The organism is Hymenobacter sp. PAMC 26628, from assembly GCF_001562275.1.
Lineage (GTDB): Bacteria > Bacteroidota > Bacteroidia > Cytophagales > Hymenobacteraceae > Hymenobacter.
In genome coordinates, this window is the sequence record NZ_CP014304.1 from 3,288,091 (window position 1) to 3,304,774 (window position 16,684).

Sequence of the window (16,684 nt, forward strand, 5' to 3'; positions counted from 1 at the left end):
TATGATGGCCCGTAAATATAGGCTCTTTCCCATACCACCACGTCCATTGGGGCCCTAATGGCCTTAAAAACAAAGAATCAGCCCGGTGGGGGCTGATTCTTTGAGTCATTCTTAGAAATCACGCAGCTTGTACGGCGGTCAAGGGTCAAATCAGCATCCGCATGGGGTCTTCCAGCAACGCCTTTAGCGTTTGCAGGAAAGCCGCGCCGGTGGCGCCGTCCACCACGCGGTGGTCACAGCTCAGCGTCACCTTCATGAGGTTGCCGATGGCCAGCTGGCCATCCTTCACCACAGCGGTTTGCTTGATGCCGCCCACGGCCAGGATGCAGGCATCCGGCGGGTTGATGATGGCCGTGAACTCGTCGATGCCGAACATGCCCAGGTTGCTGATGGTGAAGGTGCTACCTTCCCACTCGGCGGGCTGGAGCTTCTTACTCTTGGCTTTGCCGGCTAGCTCCTTCACTTCGGTCGCAATCTGCGAGAGGCCCTTGCCGTCGGCGTTGCGGATGACGGGCACCAGTAGCCCTTCGTCCACGGCCACGGCCACACCAATGTTGATGACCTTGTTCTGGCGAATCTTGTCGCCGAGCCACGACGAGTTGACCACCGGGTGCTGACGCAGGGCCACGGCCGACGCCTTGAGCACCAGGTCGTTGAAGCTCAGCTTCACCGGCGAAAGCGTGTTGAGCTGGGTGCGCACCTCCATGGCCTTGTCCATCAGGATTTCCATCGTGAGATAGAAATGCGGGGCCGTGAACAAGCTTTCCGACAGGCGCTTGGCAATCACCTTGCGCATCTGCGACACCGGTGTATCGGTGTAGGTGCCTTCGGCCGCGGCGGGGGCCGGCGCGGCTTTCGGGACGGGCGCAGCGGGCGCGGCCACGGGCACGGCGGCGGCAATGTATTCGTTGGGAGCCGTAGCGGGCGCGGTGGTCGGTGCAGCAGCCTGGCTGGGCGTGAAGGCTTCCACGTCGCGCTGCACAATGCGGCCATTGTCGCCGCTGCCCTTCACCTGGGCCAGGTTGATGCCTTTTTCTTTGGCGATGCTCTTGGCCAGCGGCGAGGCCAGGATGCGGCCGGTGGGCGCAGCGGGCTCTTCGGCTGCGGCAGCCGGCGCTGGGGCCCCAGCGGGGGCCGGGGCAGCGCCGCCGCTCTGGCCGCCCAGCAGCGACTGGATGTCGGCGCCTTCCTCGCCGATGATGGCCAGAATGCCATCCACGGCCACGGCTTCGCCAGCCTTGGGACCCGTGTAGAGCAGGGTGCCGTCCTCGTAGTTTTCCAGCTCCATGGTGGCTTTGTCGGTCTCGACTTCGGCCAGGATGTCGCCGGCTTTCACCTTATCACCCACCTTTTTCAGCCAGGCAGCAATAGTGCCTTCGGTCATCGTGTCGCTCATCTTGGGCATGAGCACCACGGTGGCTTTCTTGCCGTTGGCGGGCGCGGCCGGAGCCACGGGAGCCGCAGGTTTGGGAGCCTCGGCAGCGGGGGCCGGGGCAGGCTTGGGGGCCTCGGCCTTGGGGGCGGTGGGGGCCCCGCCGCCGTTTAGCAGTGCTGAAAAATCCTCACCCGGCTTGCCCACAATGGCCAAAATACCGTCTACGGCCACGGCTTCACCTTCTTTCGGACCGATGTAGAGTAAGGTGCCGTCGTCGTAGTTTTCCAGCTCCATGGTGGCCTTGTCGGTTTCGACTTCGGCCAGGATATCGCCGGACTTAACGTTGTCGCCCACTTTTTTGAGCCAGGCCGCGATGACACCTTCGGTCATCGTGTCGCTCATTTTAGGCATTTTTATGATTTCGGCCATCGGGTTGTCGCGCTTGGGTTGATTGGGCCAAAATTAGCCCGAAAAGTTGGGCGCACCAACCGGCCGGGGCCCACCCGCCACCGGCCGCTGCGCTCAGCTTTGCAAATGGGCGGTGTCAAGAAAATTTTTCACCGTGAACACCGTGCCCGTATACTCGAGCTTGTACAAACACAAGTTGCTGTGCTCGAAACCATCCATGCAGCTGAGGGGGTAGTGCAGCAGCTGGCAGAGCAGCACGCGCAGGGCCCGGCCGTGCAGGCACACGAGCACGGTTTCTTCGTCGGCGCGGGCCTTCAGAAGCTCGATGAACGGGCGCTGGCGGGCGGCCACTTCGGCGGGGCTCTCGCCGCCTTCGAGGCGGGCGCTGGCGTCGCCAGCGGCCCAGGCGGTTAGCGTGGCGCGGTACTCGGCATCCTCGGCCACGGTGATGCGGCTGCCCTCGCGGCGGCCCCAGCTAATCTCGTTCAGGGCCGTGTGCGCCTCGTGCGGCAGGCCCAGGTCGAGGAAGCCTTGCACCGACTGCCGGGTGCGGCGCAGCGCCGAGGTGTACACTTTATCAAACGGCACGTGGCCGTAGGCGGCAAAAAACTGCGCGGCCTGGCGGCGGCCCGCGTCGTTGAGGTCAGAATCGATGCCGCTGCCCTGCACAATGTTTTGCACGTTAAAATCGGTCTGGCCGTGGCGCAGCAGGAAGATGGTCCGGGGCCTCACGTTTCGGGGTAGTTTTGCGGAACAATGGCCCAAAGTACGGGTTCCTGTTTCAAGTTATTAGTTGTTCGTTGGCAGTTGCCAAGCACAATGAACAGCCTAACCATTGTCTACGAGAAACTACCCGTTAAAATGACCCTCGACGAAGTAAAGGCCTGGACGGCCACCCGCCCCACCCTGGCCGACGCCCTCGGCATCGAGCTAACTGCCCTTACCAACGACTACATTGAGGGCCGCATGCCCGTCGACGGCCGCACCCACCAGCCCCTGGGCCTGCTGCACGGCGGGGCCTCGGTGGCGCTGGCCGAAACGCTGGGCAGCGTAGGGGCCGCCAGCCGCGTCGACCCCACCAAGCAAGCCTGCGTGGGCCTGGAAATCAACGCCAACCACCTCAAGGGCGTGCGCGACGGCTGGGTGCGCGGCCGGGCCACGCCGGTGCACGTGGGCCGCAGCACGCAGGTGTGGGAAATCCGCATCACCCACGAAGAAACGGGGGCCCTGGTCTGCATCAGCCGCATCACGATGGCCGTGATTGACCTGCCCCGCTAGGTTTTTAGTTGTCAGTTGTTCGTTGTCGGTTGTCAGCATTATGGCCCGCAGTCGGCCATAAACGCCTCGCTCTTTCTGTTTTGATTAACCCTTCCATACCGCTCCCCGAACCGCGCGTGCTGCCGTGGCCGCCCGCCGCGGCGGGCCTGGGGGCCCTGGCCCGGCTGCGCCACCTCGTGGCGGGGGCCCTGCGCACGGGCCGCCCGCTGGCCGTGTGGCGCGAGCCCGGCGCCGGCCGGCCGCAGCTACTGGTGAGCCGCTCGCTCGAAGCCGCCTACACCGGCCTGCCGCCCGCCCTCGACGCGGGGGCCCCGGCGGGCTTCGCGTTCTTTCCTTTCCGCGACTCCGACCACAACCCAGCCTTTTTCCTGCCCGCTGATGTGCGCTTCGACGCCGCCCGGCCCGACGCCCTCCTCGTGGCGCCCGCCGCTCGCGCGCTGCTGCCCAACATCGCGGCGTGGCTGGCATTGCCCACGCCGGCCGAGCTGGCTTGGCACCACAGCCCGCAGCCCGCCCCAGCCGCCGCCACCGAGGCCGAGTATATGCAGTTGGTGAGCCGCGGCGTAGCGGCCATTAAGGAAAAAGCCGTGCTGAAGGTGGTTAGCTCGCGGGCGGCGCGGCGGCCGCTGCCGGCCGGGTTCGACCCGCTCGCGGCGTTCGACAAGCTCAGCGCGAAGTACCCGCAGGCGTTCGTGTCGCTGGTGAGCGTGCCGGGCGCGGGCACCTGGCTGGGGGCCACGCCTGAGGTGCTGGCTGAGGTCACGGCCGACGGCCGCTTCCGCACCGTGGCGCTGGCCGCCACCCAGCCCGTGACGGAGGCCGCCTCGCCCCGAACAGCCATTTGGCGGCAGAAGGAAATTGAGGAGCAGGCGCTGGTGGCGCGCTACATCGTGAACTGCTTCAAGCAGTTGCGCCTGCGCGAATACCAGGAAACGGGGCCCCGCACCGTGGTGGCGGGCCAGCTGCTGCACCTGCGCACCGACTTCGAGGTGGACCTGAACGCCGTGCCCTTCCCCAACCTGGGCACCGACATGCTGCGCCTGCTGCACCCCACCTCGGCCGTGGGCGGCATGCCCAAGCTGGCCGCGCTGGCGTTTTTGCGCCAGCACGAGGGCTACGACCGTGCCTACTACAGCGGCTTTTTGGGCCCCGTGAACGTGGCCGCGCCCGGCGTGGCCCGCCTCTTCGTGAACCTGCGCTGCCTGCAAGTGCGCGCCCACGAGGCCATCCTCTACGCCGGCACCGGCCTGACGGCGGACTCGGACCCGGAACGCGAGTGGCAGGAAACTGAGATGAAATTGCAAACCGTAGCCACGGTGCTCATTTAACATTTATCAATTAGCACCCATCACAGAGCGGTCATGCTGAGCTTGCCGAAGCATCTCTCCCGCAGCAGTAATCAAATTATTTAGTGAGCGGGAGAGATGCTTCGGCAAGCTCAGCATGACCCTCTTGTTTCTTCTGTTAAATGTCAACTGCTAACCGATAAATGAACAACCAAGCCGTTTTCAACATCGCCGAAATCTGCGCCCGGCACGGCATCACCGACGTTATTCTGTCGCCGGGCTCGCGCTCAGCACCGCTCACGCTGGCCTTTGCGCGGCACCCGGCCTACCGCGGCAAGCTGCGCGTGGTGCCCGACGAGCGGGCGGCGGCATTCATCGGCCTGGGCCTGGCGCAGGCCACGCGGCGGCCGGTGGTGCTGGTGTGCACCAGCGGCACGGCCGGCCTCAACTACGCGCCCGCCGTGGCGGAGGCCTTTTTCCAGCAAATTCCGCTGCTGATTCTCACCGCCGACCGGCCCCCGGAGTGGATTGACCAACTCGACGGCCAGACCATCCGCCAGCACAACCTCTACGGGGCCCATGCCAAAGCCGCCTTCGATTTCCCGGCCGACACTACGCACCCCGACGCCAAGTGGCACGCCGAACGCATCATTAACGAGGCCATTAACCTCGCCCAGGCGGGCCCCGCCGGCCCGGTGCAGGTGAATATTCCGCTGCGCGAGCCGTTTTACCCGAAAGCGGGCGAAGAGGTGGTGTACGAGCAGGACGTGAAGATTATTCGGGAGGACCACGCCAACGCCGTGCTGCTCCCGGCCGAAATTCTGGACCTGCGCCAGCGGCTGCGCGCCGCCGGCCGCGTGCTGGTGGTGGCCGGCCAACAAGCCGGGGGGCCCGGCCTGACGGTGGCGCTCTACGATTTTGCCGCAGTGCGGCGAGTGCCGGTGGTGGCCGACGTCATCGCCAACCTGCGCGACGTGTTCGCCGTGCACCGGCAGGACATTTTCCTAGCCGGCCTGCCCAAAGAGCAAAAGGCCGCGCTGCAACCCGACCTGCTCATCACCTTCGGCCAGTCGCTGATTTCGAAGAGCTTGAAGCTATTTCTGCGCGACGCGGCCCCCGCGCAGCACTGGCACCTGCAAGCCACGGGGCCCGTGGCCGACACGTTTCGCAGCCTCACGCGCATTGTGCGGGTGCAACCAGCCGCATTTTTTCAGCAGCTGGCCTCGTTCGAAACCAAGGACTACGGCCCTGCGGAGGGTTCAACTTCCAATCTTTCCGCAACCCAATACAACCTAAGCTGGAGCTCAGCAGAACAACGCGGGGAAACGGCACTAAATAATTTCTTCGAAAGCAAGCGGGGTCGTTTTCAAGAGCTTATAGAAGTATTCAACGAATTTTCAATCTTCCAGCAAGTACTTGGGGCCCTGGGCGACGGCACCGCCCTGCACCTGGCCAATAGCATGGCCGTGCGCTACGCCAACATCCTGGGCCTGCCGGCGGATAAGCAAATTGAGGTGTTCGCCAACCGCGGCACCAGCGGCATCGACGGCTGCAACAGCACCGCCGTGGGCGGGGCCCTGGCACAGCCCACGCGGCCGGTGGTACTGCTGACCGGCGACGTGGCGTTTTTCTACGACCGCAACGCCTTCTGGCACAACTACCCCACGCCCAATTTGCGGGTGGTGGTGTTCAACAACCACGGCGGCGGCATTTTCCGCATGATTGAGGGGCCCCGGCAGCAGCCGGAACTGGAAGAGTTTTTTGAAACCCACCAAGCCCTGACGGCGGAGAACCTGTGCCGCGATTTTCAGCTGCGCTATTTCCCGGTGGCCTCCTTTGATGAACTAGATGCCGCGCTGCCGGTTTTCTTTGCGGCCGAAACCGGGGCGGCGGTGCTGGAAGTTTTCACCGATAGCAGAACCAACGCCGCCTTTTTTGAAGAATACCGGGAAGCGGTCAAAGCTGCTTTTTCTTAATTTTTAACCAACGGTCATGCTGAGCGCAGCCGAAGCATCTCTACCGCGCGAGTAATCCAATCAGCGCAACGAAGCAGTAGAGATGCTTCGGCTACGCTCAGCATGACGGCTTTTTCAATACAATCAATGTCTGAAAAAATCGAGTGGACTCCGATTAAGGAGTTCAAAGAAATCCTGTTCTCCCAGCACGGGGGCATTGCCAAAATCAGCATCAACCGGCCGCAGGTGCACAACGCCTTCACGCCGCTCACGGTGGACGAGATGATTGAGGCGATGGACATTTGCCGCAACCGCACCGACCTCGGCGTGATTATCCTCACTGGTGAGGGCGGCAAAGCGTTCTGCTCGGGCGGCGACCAGAGCGTGCGCGGCCACGGCGGCTACGTGGGCGAAAACGCCGTGCCCCGCCTCAACGTGCTGGACCTGCAAAAGATGATTCGCTCCATTCCGAAGCCGGTGATTGCCATGGTGGCGGGATGGGCCATCGGCGGGGGCCACGTGCTGCACGTGGTGTGCGACCTGAGCATTGCCGCCGACAACGCCCGCTTCGGCCAGACGGGCCCCAACGTGGGCTCGTTCGACGGCGGCTTCGGGGCGAGCTACCTGGCGCGTGTGGTGGGCCAGAAAAAAGCCCGTGAAATCTGGTTCCTCTGCGACCAGTACGACGCCCAGGAGGCCCTCGACATGGGCCTGGTGAACAAGGTGGTGCCGCTCGACAAGCTGGAGGAAACCACCATATCCTGGTGCCATAAAATTCTGCAAAAGAGCCCCTTGGCGCTGCGGATGCTAAAATCCAGCTTCAACGCCGAGCTCGACGGGCAGGCCGGCATCCAGGAGCTGGCCGGCAACGCCACGCTGCTCTACTACCTAAGCGAAGAGGCCAAGGAAGGCAAAAACGCCTTCCTCGAAAAGCGCCAGCCCGACTTCTCGAAGTTCCCAAAATTCCCGTAGCCGCGGCGCGGCACTGCACCAAAAAGCCCCGCCAGTTTGGCTTGTCCTTACCCAAAACTCAAACGCCCTTCCGGCCATGTGGCTGGAAGGGCGTTTTTGCGCGGTTGCCTATCCGGTTTGCCGCTTTTCAAGCGGGGTCATCCAGCAAAAAAGGGCCTTTGCATTACCTCGGGGAAGTCGGAAAAAGATTTGGGTAAGGACAAGCCAGTTTGGCGGGGCTTTTTGCGTATAACCAATTATCAATCAAGATCATCAAAAGCTGCCGCCCATGGACTGGCAACCCCAGCACCAGGAGAAAAACCAGCGCAGCCGTGCGTGCTTGCGCTCCTTTTTGGCAGCTTTAGCGGCCTGCTCGGCAGGCGTGCGGGTGGGACGGGCGACGCTTTCAACAACGGGTGCCGGGGGTGCGGATAGCTGCGAATGGAGAGTCATGGCCGTAAGGGTTAGGTAGGAGGCAGGTAATAGTAGCGATTTTTTTCGACAAAGGCAAGCCGAATTGTTCCGGCCGTTGTTGGCAACTTGCTCAGCGCCTTTGGCGTGCGGGTGCGCGGGCCTCCCCCGCTGCGCGTTTACTTGACCGGCCCCGGGGCCCTCTTTTTTGCCGCATGACGGACGCTGAATTTCACGAGGCCCTCGGGCGCATCCGGCGGCGGCACTGGCTGCACTACGGCGCCCAATCCCTGCTGATGGGTGGCGCGGTGCTGGCCGCCGGCCCCCGCATGGCGGTGGGCGCCGCCGCCAACCCGCGGCTGGCCACGTGGCCGGCCTTGCTGCTGCTGGGGGCCCTGGTGCCGGTGGTGGGGGCCCTGCTCTACGCGGTATCGCGCAGCCTGCGGCCCAACTTGCGGCGGCCCTACGCCGAAAACCTGCGCATTTACCAGGCGCGGATGTTGCTGCGCGACAGCCTATTGGGCCTGCTGGGCCTGCCCCTGCTGGCCTCCTACGTCGTCACGCAGCAGGCCACGGACCTGGCCATTTGCGGCGGCCTGCTGCTAGTTTTGGGGCGTCTGACGGTGCCGTCGGTCAAAACGTACCAGCGCTGGCTGGTCCGCTAGGGCCCAAAATTTGATCGTAGGCCCATGCAACTAAAACGATTGGCATCATTCTCTAATTACGCGGGAGGCATATCGAACCTACGTAATACTTGAGCGCTGGCGACCATGAAAAAATACTTTTGGCTACCCGTTGCTTTAGTATTTGCCGTTGCTTCGTGCAAAAAAGAAGACCCAGGCACCAGCAGTTCCGGCAATACAGATTTCCCGAACGCGGTGGGAAATCATTGGCGGTACAAATACACGATAAGCGGACTGCCAACAGATTACATCGACGTCGATGTGATTGGCCAAGGCACCCTTCCTGATGGCCAGAAAGCCAACATTTGGGTCAGCAAGATTCAGTCGTTCAACGACACCAGCTACGTTGTTTCCAACGGTGGAATTGTGAAGGTTTACAATAAGCCTTGCTGGGTTTGCACCGAACCGATGCCGTATGAGCGGATGCGTTACGTTTTGCCATTGCAAACGGGGAACCGCTGGTTCACCAGTGCTTTTTACGGCGACACCACCAAGGTGTTGGGGCAGTCTACCCTGGCGGTACCGGCTGGAACTTTCGCCAACACCTACGAACTGTCCAAAACCCGGGGATACGTTACGAATTCCCGGACCAATAACCGCATTTGGGTCACACCAGGTATTGGCATCACCAAGCTAAATCAGGCGGAATTTAGCTTGGGTGGAGTGATAGGAAATGGGCTTTGGGAACTGGATAGCTATTCGTTGAAATAAGCAACAGTGTACCCGGTAAAACGCCGGACGAGCGGCCCATACGAGGTTTTTCTGCCTCTAGCGCTAGTTTTGCCGAATGGCAACCCTTTCCCTACCCGCCTCCCTGCTGCTCAACGGCCGCGAATTTGCGTACGCCGACGTGCAGCAGTACCCCGCCGCGGTGCCCGCCGGCCTCAACGGCTACGAGGCCCGCGTGCTGGAGCGCGTGCGCGAGTGGCTGAACGGCTCGCAGGAGTTCACCCTCACCACGTCGGGCAGCACGGGCGCGCCGGCGCCCGTGCCGCTGCGGCGGCGGCAGCTGGAAGCCTCGGCCCGGCGCACCGGCGACTTCTTCGACCTGGGGCCCGGCGACCGGGCGCTGGTCTGCCTCAACTGCGAGTACATCGGCGGGCTGATGATGCTGGTGCGCGGCCTGGAGCGGCAAATGCACCTGACCGTGGTGGAACCCCAGGCCGACCCGCTGGCCCTGGTGCCGGCCGACGCCGCATTCGACTTTGCCGCCTTCGTGCCCCTGCAGCTACGGGCCGTGCTGGCCGCCGGCCACGCCGCGTGCCTCAACCGCATGAAAACCATTTTGGTGGGCGGGGCCCCGGTGGACGCGGCGCTGCTCGCCGCCGTCCAGGCCCAGCTCACGGTGCCGGTGCTGCTCACCTACGGCATGACCGAAACCTGCTCGCACGTGGCCCTGCGCCGGCTGAACGGGGCCCAGGCCATCACCGCCTTCCGGGTGCTGCCGGGCATTGCGGCCGGGCAGGACGCGCGCGGCTGCCTCACGCTGCGCGGCGACGTGACCGACGACCAGCTCGTCGTCACCAACGACCTGGTGGCGTTGGACGCCGGCAACCATTCGTTTGAGTGGCTGGGCCGGGCCGATTTCGTTATCAACTCGGGCGGCGTGAAGGTGCCGGCCGAGAAGGTGGAATTGGTGCTCGACGTGGCCCTGGCCGAAATTGGGGCCCCGCGCCGCTGCTTCGTGGCCGGCCGGCCCGACGAGCGCCTCGGCCAAGCCGTGGCGGCCTACGTGGAGGGCCCCGCCCTGGACGCGACCGCCGCGGCCCAGCTGCGGGCGCTGCTGGCCGCCCGCCTAGGCAAATACGAGCAGCCGCGGCACCTCGTGTTCGTGCCCGAATTTCACACCACGGCCTCCGGCAAGCTCGACCGGGCGGCTACGCTGCGCAGCCTGGACACCCCGGATTTGATTGGATGAAGAGGCCGTATTTGAAGTTTTGGGGCCCCGGGCTGCTGGCGCTGCTGCTACTTGCGAGCCGCCCTACGGCCCATGCCCAAAGCGTGGCCGACTCGACCCGTACCATACCCAGAGCCGATACCACCGCCACACCCGCCGTGGCCCCGGCCGCTGGCGGCGCCGCCGGCCTGCCGGCCGCCGAGTTTGAAACCTACAACGTGAAGGGCAAGGGCGTGCACTACACGGCCTCGCTCACGGGCCTTTACACCACGGGCACCGTCGCGCGCACGTTCCTCAGCACCAGCCACACGGTCAACCTCTCGTTCAAGGGCGGGCACTGGCTGGCACCGGCGGCCCTTAGCTTCAGCTACGGCAAGCAAGACGGCTTGCAGCGCGAGCGCGAGTTTTTGCTGCTCACCACGCCCACTTACCAGCAGGGCCGCTACAAGTTTTACACCCTGGGCCAAGTGGAGTACAGCAACCTGCGGGCCATCGACTACCGCGTGGTGGGGGCCTGGGCGTGGGCTACCAGCTGTACAAAGACACGCTAAGCAACAAGGTGAACGTGAGCTATTTCCTGCTGCGCGAAGAAACCCAGTACTACACCGATTTGCACCGCCAGGTGCTACGCCACTCGCTGCGCGCCAAGGGCCAGTACACGCGGGGCGCGGCCACGCCCACGGCCCTGGTGTACTACCAGCCGGCGGTGGGCAACCTCAACGGCGACTACCGCGTGAACGGCACGGGGCCCTGGCCGTGCGCCTCTCGCACCACCTGGCCCTGGCCATTACCTACGCCTACTCGCTCGAGAGCATCAACGTGGAAGGCCGCGCGCCCGTGAACACCAACCTGTCGGTGGGCTTTACTTACGCGGCGGGCAAGTAGCGGCTAGCGGGCCGCGCGCGGGGCCCCCGGGGCCCGGTGGGCCTCCAACGGGGCCGGAGCCACGGGTGCGGCGGCCGGGGCCACGGTGGCTACCGGCGCCGGCGGGGCCCCCGGGGCGCTGCCGCCCTTGGCCAGCCACACGGCCGGCAGCAACAGCAAACCAAAAATCCAGCGGACGCCGCGGGCGTCGGGCACAAACGCAGAAATCCAACCGAAACGCATACAAGTACCATTTATTGTGGAGACGGTGGCAAACATAAGCCGCCGCCGCCCGCGCCGCAATAGCCCAGCTGCACTATTATTCGCTGCGCAGCCCCTTTTGCGAAAATAACCGCTCGCGGCCCCGCACCACGGCCACCAAGTCGTTGAGGAAGAGCTTGCCCCGCAGAAAAAAAATGGGGCCGCTAAGCTCCTTGCGCACCGTGCGGTTCACAAACACCGGGGCCCGCCAGCCGGCCCCCGCCCCCAGCCCTACCCAGCGGAAAATGCGCATTTGGGCGTTCACGCTGGGCTCAATGACGCCCATGAAGTCGTGGGGCGTTTCCTGGGTTGTGCCATCGGGCGACACGTACTCCACGTAGGCGTTGCCGAGGCCCGCTTGCAGGGGCACGCTCAGCTCCCAGCGGCGGTTTTCGATGAGCACGTACTCACCGTAGAGGGCCAGGTAGCGGAAGCGCAGGTCGGCGCGGGCGTCGTCGTCCACGTTGTCGGGCCGCTCGCGGCGCGTGGGAATGCGGCTGCTGAGGAAGTACACGGCCGCGCCGGTGCGCAGGCGGTTTTTCCACTCCAGGCCCAGCTTCAGGCCGTTGATGGTGACGAAGTGGCTGTTGATGATGGAGTAGCGCGCGTCGAAAAACGCCACCACCCGGGGCTTGGCCAGCCGCGCCACCGCCCGCCGCCGCACCGTATCGGAGGCCGCGCGGAGCTGGCTGTGGCCCAGCCCGGGCAGCTGAGCATGGGCCCCCAGCGGCAGCAGCCCCCCCAGCCACAACGCCAACAACGCCCGCCTTACCCCGGGCCCAACGGCCTGGCGGTAAGTAATAAACAGGTAATCCATCAACTTCACGCGGCGGGTACGCAAGCCCGGCCGTAGCCGTTGCGTTTAATAAGCAAGAGGGGGTTAACCCGCAGCGGGCGCTTTGGTTTAGAAAGCTGGGCGCGTGGGGCCGGGCCCCAAGCAATTCGTGCGCCAAAAAGGATTCGCCGCTGGCGGTGGCAACTGCCGCCGCTTCGCCCCGCCCCGCGGCGGCTTGGCCCGGGCGCGGGGGCGTTTCGCCCCGAATGGGCTGGCGGCCGGTGGGGCCAACTTCTACTTTTGGCCCACTCACCGCCCCAAACGCCGCCCATGCCCACGCCTGATTTTCTGTTTTCGCTGGCCAACCCCGCCGCCCTGCTCGGGTGGGCCCTGCTGGTGCTGGCCCCGCGCAGCCGCTTCACCAAGGCGCTGGTGCTCAATGGGGCCCTGCCGCTGGGGCTGGCCGCATCCTACGCGGCACTGCTCGCGGCGCACTACCTGGGGCCCCACGGCGGGGCGGGCGGCTTCGGGTCGCTGGCGCAGGTGGCGGCCTTGTTCCGCGACCCGTGGGCGCTGCTGGCGGGCTGGGTGCACTACCTCTGCTTCGACCTGTGGACGGGGGCCTGGGAAGTGCGCGACGCCCAGCGCCGCGGCCTGCCGCACGCGCTGGTGGTGCCGGCGCTGGTCCTCACGTTTTTGTTCGGGCCGGTGGGGCTGCTGCTGTACTGCGGGCTGCGCGGGCTGTGGGCCCGAAAGGCCAAAAACACTTCTTTATCAACCAACTAACCGCTGCTTATGGAAACGCTGCTGCCCTTCGCCGTTCGCTCCACTACCACTCCTGCCCCGCCCGCAGCGGCCGGGGCCCTGCGCATCCTGCACCGCGCCAACCCGGCGCTGTCGGGGGCCGGCTGGCTGCACGCGGGGCTGGCAGCGGCGGCCCTGGTGCTGCTGCCCCTCGACCACCGCCTCGTGACGGGGGCCCTGGTCTGGGTGAAACCGCTCAAGTTTGCTCTCTCGGGCACGGCCTACCTCTGGACGCTGGGCTGGCTGCTGGCCGACCTGCCCGCTGCGGCCCAGCGGGCGGTGCGCCGCCTCAGCGGCGGCGTGGCCCTGAGCATGGTGGTCGAAATCGTCATCGTTTTCGGGCAGGCCGGGCGCGGGGTTTCCTCGCACTACAACCAGAGCAGCGCCTTCAACGGCCTGCTGTTCGGGCTGATGGCGATTTTTATTGCCCTGAACACCGCCCTGACCGCCTGGGCCCTGTACCTGGCCTGGCGCCACCGGCCGCACGGCCCGGCGGGCTACGTGTGGGGCCTGCGGCTGGGGCTGCTGGTGTTTCTGGTGGGCTCGGCGCTGGGCGGCTTCATGATTCACGCCCAGCAGCACACCGTGGGGGCCCCCGACGGCGGCCCCGGCCTGCCCGGCCTGGGCTGGAGCACCGTGGCCGGCGACTTGCGCGCGGCCCACTTCCTGGGCCTGCACGCCTTGCAGGCGCTGCCGCTGCTGGGCTGGGCCCTGAGCCGCTGGGCCCCGCGCCGGGCGGTGGCCGGCACCTGGCTGGGCACGGCGCTGTACGCGGCGGCCGTGGGCGCGCTGCTGCTGGGGGCCCTGGCGGGCCGCCCGCTGTGGTCCGGGCACTGAGGCCGCGGCGCGCAACCCGTACCATCCTGTTCTTGACCAAGCAATTACTCACTCCTTCCTGCTCAATGCACCGCTTTCACCTGCGCACTTTCGTTCGGATTTTTACCCTCGTCATCGGGTTGATGGGGTTCGTTGATTTGCCGGCGGCGGCGCAAAAAGCCCGCCCTAAAAGCGCGGGGGCCCCGGCGCTGCCCACCGGCGAGCTGGCCTTCCGCACCTCCGATTCGGTGCGGCTGTTCGTGAAAGTGGCGGGCCGGGGCGTGCCCTGCGTGTTTGTGCACGGCGGGCCGGGCGCGGGCAGCTACGCCTTCGAGCAGCTGGCCGGCCGGGCCCTGGAAAGCTCGCTGCAAATGATTTACCTCGACCAGCGCGGCAGCGGCCGCTCGGCCAGCGCCCCCGGCCACAACTACCGCCTCGACCGCCAGGTGCAGGACCTGGAGGAGCTGCGCCAGCGCCTGGGCCTGCGGCAGTGGGTGCTGCTGGCGCACTCCTTCGGGGGCGTCATCGCCACGGCCTACGCCCAGCGCTACCCGGCCCGGGTGCAGGCCCTCATCCTGGCCAACGCCGTGCTGAACCCCTCGGCCTCGCTGGCCAGCATGGTGCACTACGGCGACAGCCTGCTGCCCGCTGCGGCCCGCCCCCAGCTGCCGGCGGGCGCGCCCCTGCCCCAGCAACTGGGCCTGGTGATGCAGGCCCTGGGCCAACAAAAAATCATGTACCAGCTGCAATACGCCGCCGACACCACGGCGGCCCGCGCCGGCCGCGTGGCGCGCCAGGTGCCCAGCAACCAAGATTTTGCGGCCCACGTGTTTAACTTTCCGGAGTACGGGCAGGACTACGCGCCCGCCACGGCGGCCCTGGCCATGCCCGTGCTGGTGCTGGCCGGGCACGACGACTACACCGCGGGGCCCCGGCACTACCGCTCGTTTCGGTTTCCGCGCCAGCAGGTAGTGGTGGTGCCCGGCCGGCACAACACGCTGGTGGAGCAGCCCGCGGCGGCCCAGCGGGCGGTACGCACCTTTGCGGCGGCGCTGCCCGTGCGCCGCTAAGCCCGCGGCCGTGTGCTGCCTGAATAGCGGCCCGTTCGGGAAGACAACTGCTACCGGCTCAGCGTTCTTCCTAAATTAGGCACGCCGCCCATCCCCCACCCCAGCCCTGGCTTTCCCATGCACACCCTGCACCAAGCCAACATTGGCGTGCACATTTTCTTCGGCACCCTGGCGCTGCTGGTGGGGCTGGGGCCCCTGCTGGCGGCCAAGGGTGGGGCGCGGCACCGGCGGCTGGGGCGCTGGTTTCTGGGGCTGTCGGCCGTGGTGCTGGCGTCGGCGGTGCTGGGGCTGGCCGTGTTCAACTTCCGGCCGTTTCTCACCGTGATTGTGCTGCTGAGCGTGTACCAAGCCTATTCGGGCTACCGGGTGCTGCGCATCCAGGCCAGCGGGCCGGCCTGGCACGACGGGCTGGTGGCGGGGGCCTTCGGCCTGGGGGGCCTGGCGTTTCTGGCGTGGCTGCCGCACATCCGGCTGGTGTGGTCGCCGGTGGTGATGTACAGCACGCTGGGGGTGCTGCTGGCCACCACGGCCTACGACCTGGCGCGCCCCGCGTGGCGGCCGCAGTGGCTGCGCGGGGCCTGGCGCTACGAGCACATTTGGAAGATGGTGAGCACGTACACGGCGCTGCTGTCGGCCTTCACGGGCACAGTGCTGGCGGGCTACCAGCCCTACAGCCAGTTTTTGCCGTCGGTGCTGGGCACAGCGGTGGCGCTGGCCTTCATGGCGCACACCTACTACCGCAGCCGGCCGCCCCGCCCCGCTCGGCCCGTGCCGGCGGCGGGGCCGGCCCCCGCACTCGCCTTGCCCCTCCGCGACCGCCGCCTGGTGCTGGGCGGGTTCGTGCTCATCAGCCTGGTAATGGCGCTGGGCAGCGGCAAGTGGGCCTTTCAGTCGGCTGCGCACTTCGGCATTACCTGGGGCTGCTCGCTGCTGTACACGCTGGTGCTGGGCCTGGGCAACCGCGAAATTTGGCGGCAGCTGCAACGGCGCTACCCGCACGTGGCCCAAACGCGCCGGCGGCTCTGGTACCTGGGATTGGGCAGCGCGGCCTACACCAGCGTGGCCACAGTGGCCATTACGCTGGGCCTGGCCCGGGCGGGAGCGGGCGTCAACGCCTCGCCGCAGGCGCTGCTGCTCATCGCAGCCATCAACTTGGTACCCACGCTGGTGGGGCAGCTCATTTACGAAAGCCGCCACTCGTTTCAGCAATGGCAGGAAAACCAGCACCGCGCCGACCAGCTGGCCCAGGCCCAAACCCAGGCCCAGCTCGACGCCCTGGCCCAGCAGCTCGACCCGCACTTTCTCTTCAATTCCCTCAACACCCTGGCCGCCCTCATCGAGCCCGCCAACGCCCCCGCCCAACAGTACCTGGAGGGCCTGGCCGACGTGTACCGCTACGTGCTGCTGAGCCACGACCGCCCCACCGTGCCGCTGGCCGAGGAGCTGGCCTTCGTGCGCACCTACGTGGCGCTGCAAAAAGTGCGGTTCCGGGAAAACGTGCGGGTGCGCTACGACGTGCCGCCCGGGGCCCTGGCCCGCCGCGTGGCCCCGCTCAGCGTGCAGCTGCTGGTAGAAAACGCCCTGAAGCACAACGAGGCCTCGCAGGCCCGCCCGCTGCACCTGCGCCTGGTAGCAGACGCCGCCGCCGGGGCCCTGCGCGTGGAAAACACCTGGCAGCCCCGCCCCGCCGGCCTGGCCCCCGGCACCGGCCTGGGCCTGGCCAACGTGCGCCGCCGCTACGCCCTGCTGGGGGCCCCGCAGCCGGTGGAAGTTGCGCAGGAAGGCGGCACTTTTGCCGTGACGCTGCCGCTGCTGGAGGAATGAAGGTAGGTGGCACGAGGTTTTCCTAA

17 protein-coding genes are annotated in these 16,684 nt (G+C 66.1%); 13 read left to right on the forward strand and 4 right to left on the reverse strand.

The window, feature by feature from the left end; translation table 11 throughout:
* Positions 1-145: 145 nt before the first annotated feature.
* Positions 146-1,804 (reverse strand): pyruvate dehydrogenase complex dihydrolipoamide acetyltransferase, encoded by a 1,659-nt coding sequence (locus AXW84_RS14390; RefSeq protein WP_068234543.1) that lies wholly within the window; start codon positions 1,802-1,804, stop codon positions 146-148.
* 93 nt (positions 1,805-1,897) lie between these two features.
* Complete coding sequence (locus AXW84_RS14395) at positions 1,898-2,515, reverse strand: histidine phosphatase family protein (RefSeq protein ID WP_068234548.1); 618 nt, start codon at positions 2,513-2,515, stop codon at positions 1,898-1,900.
* An 87-nt stretch (positions 2,516-2,602) separates the two neighbouring features.
* Between AXW84_RS14395 and AXW84_RS14400 the strand changes: the two genes are divergently transcribed.
* The 9 genes from AXW84_RS14400 (at position 2,603) to AXW84_RS14440 (ending at position 11,085) form a co-directional block, all read left to right on the forward strand.
* Entirely contained in the window at positions 2,603-3,061 is a 459-nt protein-coding gene (locus tag AXW84_RS14400) for a hotdog fold thioesterase (RefSeq protein ID WP_442905514.1), read from the forward strand.
* Between the two features lie 80 nt (positions 3,062-3,141).
* Positions 3,142-4,389 carry a chorismate-binding protein gene (locus AXW84_RS14405; RefSeq protein WP_236943128.1) on the forward strand — a complete coding sequence of 416 codons (1,248 nt, stop codon included), beginning with the start codon at positions 3,142-3,144 and terminating at the stop codon, positions 4,387-4,389.
* 161 nt (positions 4,390-4,550) lie between these two features.
* Positions 4,551-6,323, forward strand: coding sequence for a 2-succinyl-5-enolpyruvyl-6-hydroxy-3-cyclohexene-1-carboxylic-acid synthase (menD, locus tag AXW84_RS14410; RefSeq protein WP_068234550.1), 1,773 nt, complete (start codon positions 4,551-4,553; stop codon positions 6,321-6,323).
* A 126-nt stretch (positions 6,324-6,449) separates the two neighbouring features.
* Positions 6,450-7,274 carry a 1,4-dihydroxy-2-naphthoyl-CoA synthase gene (gene menB, locus AXW84_RS14415; protein WP_068234552.1) on the forward strand — a complete coding sequence of 275 codons (825 nt, stop codon included), beginning with the start codon at positions 6,450-6,452 and terminating at the stop codon, positions 7,272-7,274.
* Between the two features lie 605 nt (positions 7,275-7,879).
* Complete coding sequence (locus AXW84_RS14420; protein ID WP_068234555.1) at positions 7,880-8,329, forward strand: hypothetical protein; 450 nt, start codon at positions 7,880-7,882, stop codon at positions 8,327-8,329.
* A 105-nt stretch (positions 8,330-8,434) separates the two neighbouring features.
* On the forward strand, positions 8,435-9,058 hold the full coding sequence (locus tag AXW84_RS14425) for a hypothetical protein (protein ID WP_157887034.1): 624 nt from the start codon (positions 8,435-8,437) through the stop codon (positions 9,056-9,058).
* A gap of 76 nt (positions 9,059-9,134) precedes the next feature.
* Complete coding sequence (locus AXW84_RS14430) at positions 9,135-10,265, forward strand: AMP-binding protein (protein ID WP_082773907.1); 1,131 nt, start codon at positions 9,135-9,137, stop codon at positions 10,263-10,265.
* Positions 10,262-10,795 carry a hypothetical protein gene (locus tag AXW84_RS14435; RefSeq protein WP_157887035.1) on the forward strand — a complete coding sequence of 178 codons (534 nt, stop codon included), beginning with the start codon at positions 10,262-10,264 and terminating at the stop codon, positions 10,793-10,795. Before AXW84_RS14430 ends, AXW84_RS14435 begins: the two co-directional genes overlap by 4 nt.
* The gene (locus AXW84_RS14440; protein WP_068234560.1) at positions 10,765-11,085 is read left to right on the forward strand and encodes a hypothetical protein; all 321 of its coding nucleotides are present in this window, start codon (positions 10,765-10,767) and stop codon (positions 11,083-11,085) included. Before AXW84_RS14435 ends, AXW84_RS14440 begins: the two co-directional genes overlap by 31 nt.
* Positions 11,086-11,132: 47 nt before the next feature.
* On the opposite strand, the gene AXW84_RS14445 is transcribed toward AXW84_RS14440, so the two are convergent.
* Both AXW84_RS14445 and AXW84_RS14450 read right to left on the reverse strand, forming a co-directional pair.
* A complete protein-coding gene (locus AXW84_RS14445) occupies positions 11,133-11,351 on the reverse strand; it encodes a hypothetical protein (RefSeq protein ID WP_068234563.1) in 219 nt (72 codons plus the stop codon).
* Positions 11,352-11,427: 76 nt separating this feature from the next.
* On the reverse strand, positions 11,428-12,186 hold the full coding sequence (locus tag AXW84_RS14450) for a hypothetical protein (protein ID WP_157887036.1): 759 nt from the start codon (positions 12,184-12,186) through the stop codon (positions 11,428-11,430).
* A gap of 288 nt (positions 12,187-12,474) precedes the next feature.
* Here AXW84_RS14450 and AXW84_RS14455 point away from each other — a divergent pair, with 288 nt between their 5' ends.
* The 4 genes from AXW84_RS14455 to AXW84_RS24050 all read left to right on the forward strand — a co-directional run bounded on the left by AXW84_RS14455 (position 12,475) and on the right by AXW84_RS24050 (position 16,658).
* On the forward strand, positions 12,475-12,930 hold the full coding sequence (locus tag AXW84_RS14455; protein ID WP_068234569.1) for an ABA4-like family protein: 456 nt from the start codon (positions 12,475-12,477) through the stop codon (positions 12,928-12,930).
* A 9-nt stretch (positions 12,931-12,939) separates the two neighbouring features.
* Entirely contained in the window at positions 12,940-13,785 is an 846-nt protein-coding gene (locus tag AXW84_RS14460) for a hypothetical protein (protein WP_068234572.1), read from the forward strand.
* Positions 13,786-13,850: 65 nt separating this feature from the next.
* Positions 13,851-14,834: an alpha/beta fold hydrolase gene (locus AXW84_RS14465; protein WP_068234575.1), complete on the forward strand. Its 984-nt coding sequence runs from the start codon at positions 13,851-13,853 to the stop codon at positions 14,832-14,834.
* A gap of 117 nt (positions 14,835-14,951) precedes the next feature.
* Positions 14,952-16,658: a histidine kinase gene (locus AXW84_RS24050; RefSeq protein ID WP_068234578.1), complete on the forward strand. Its 1,707-nt coding sequence runs from the start codon at positions 14,952-14,954 to the stop codon at positions 16,656-16,658.
* The last annotated feature ends 26 nt before the right edge of the window (positions 16,659-16,684 follow it).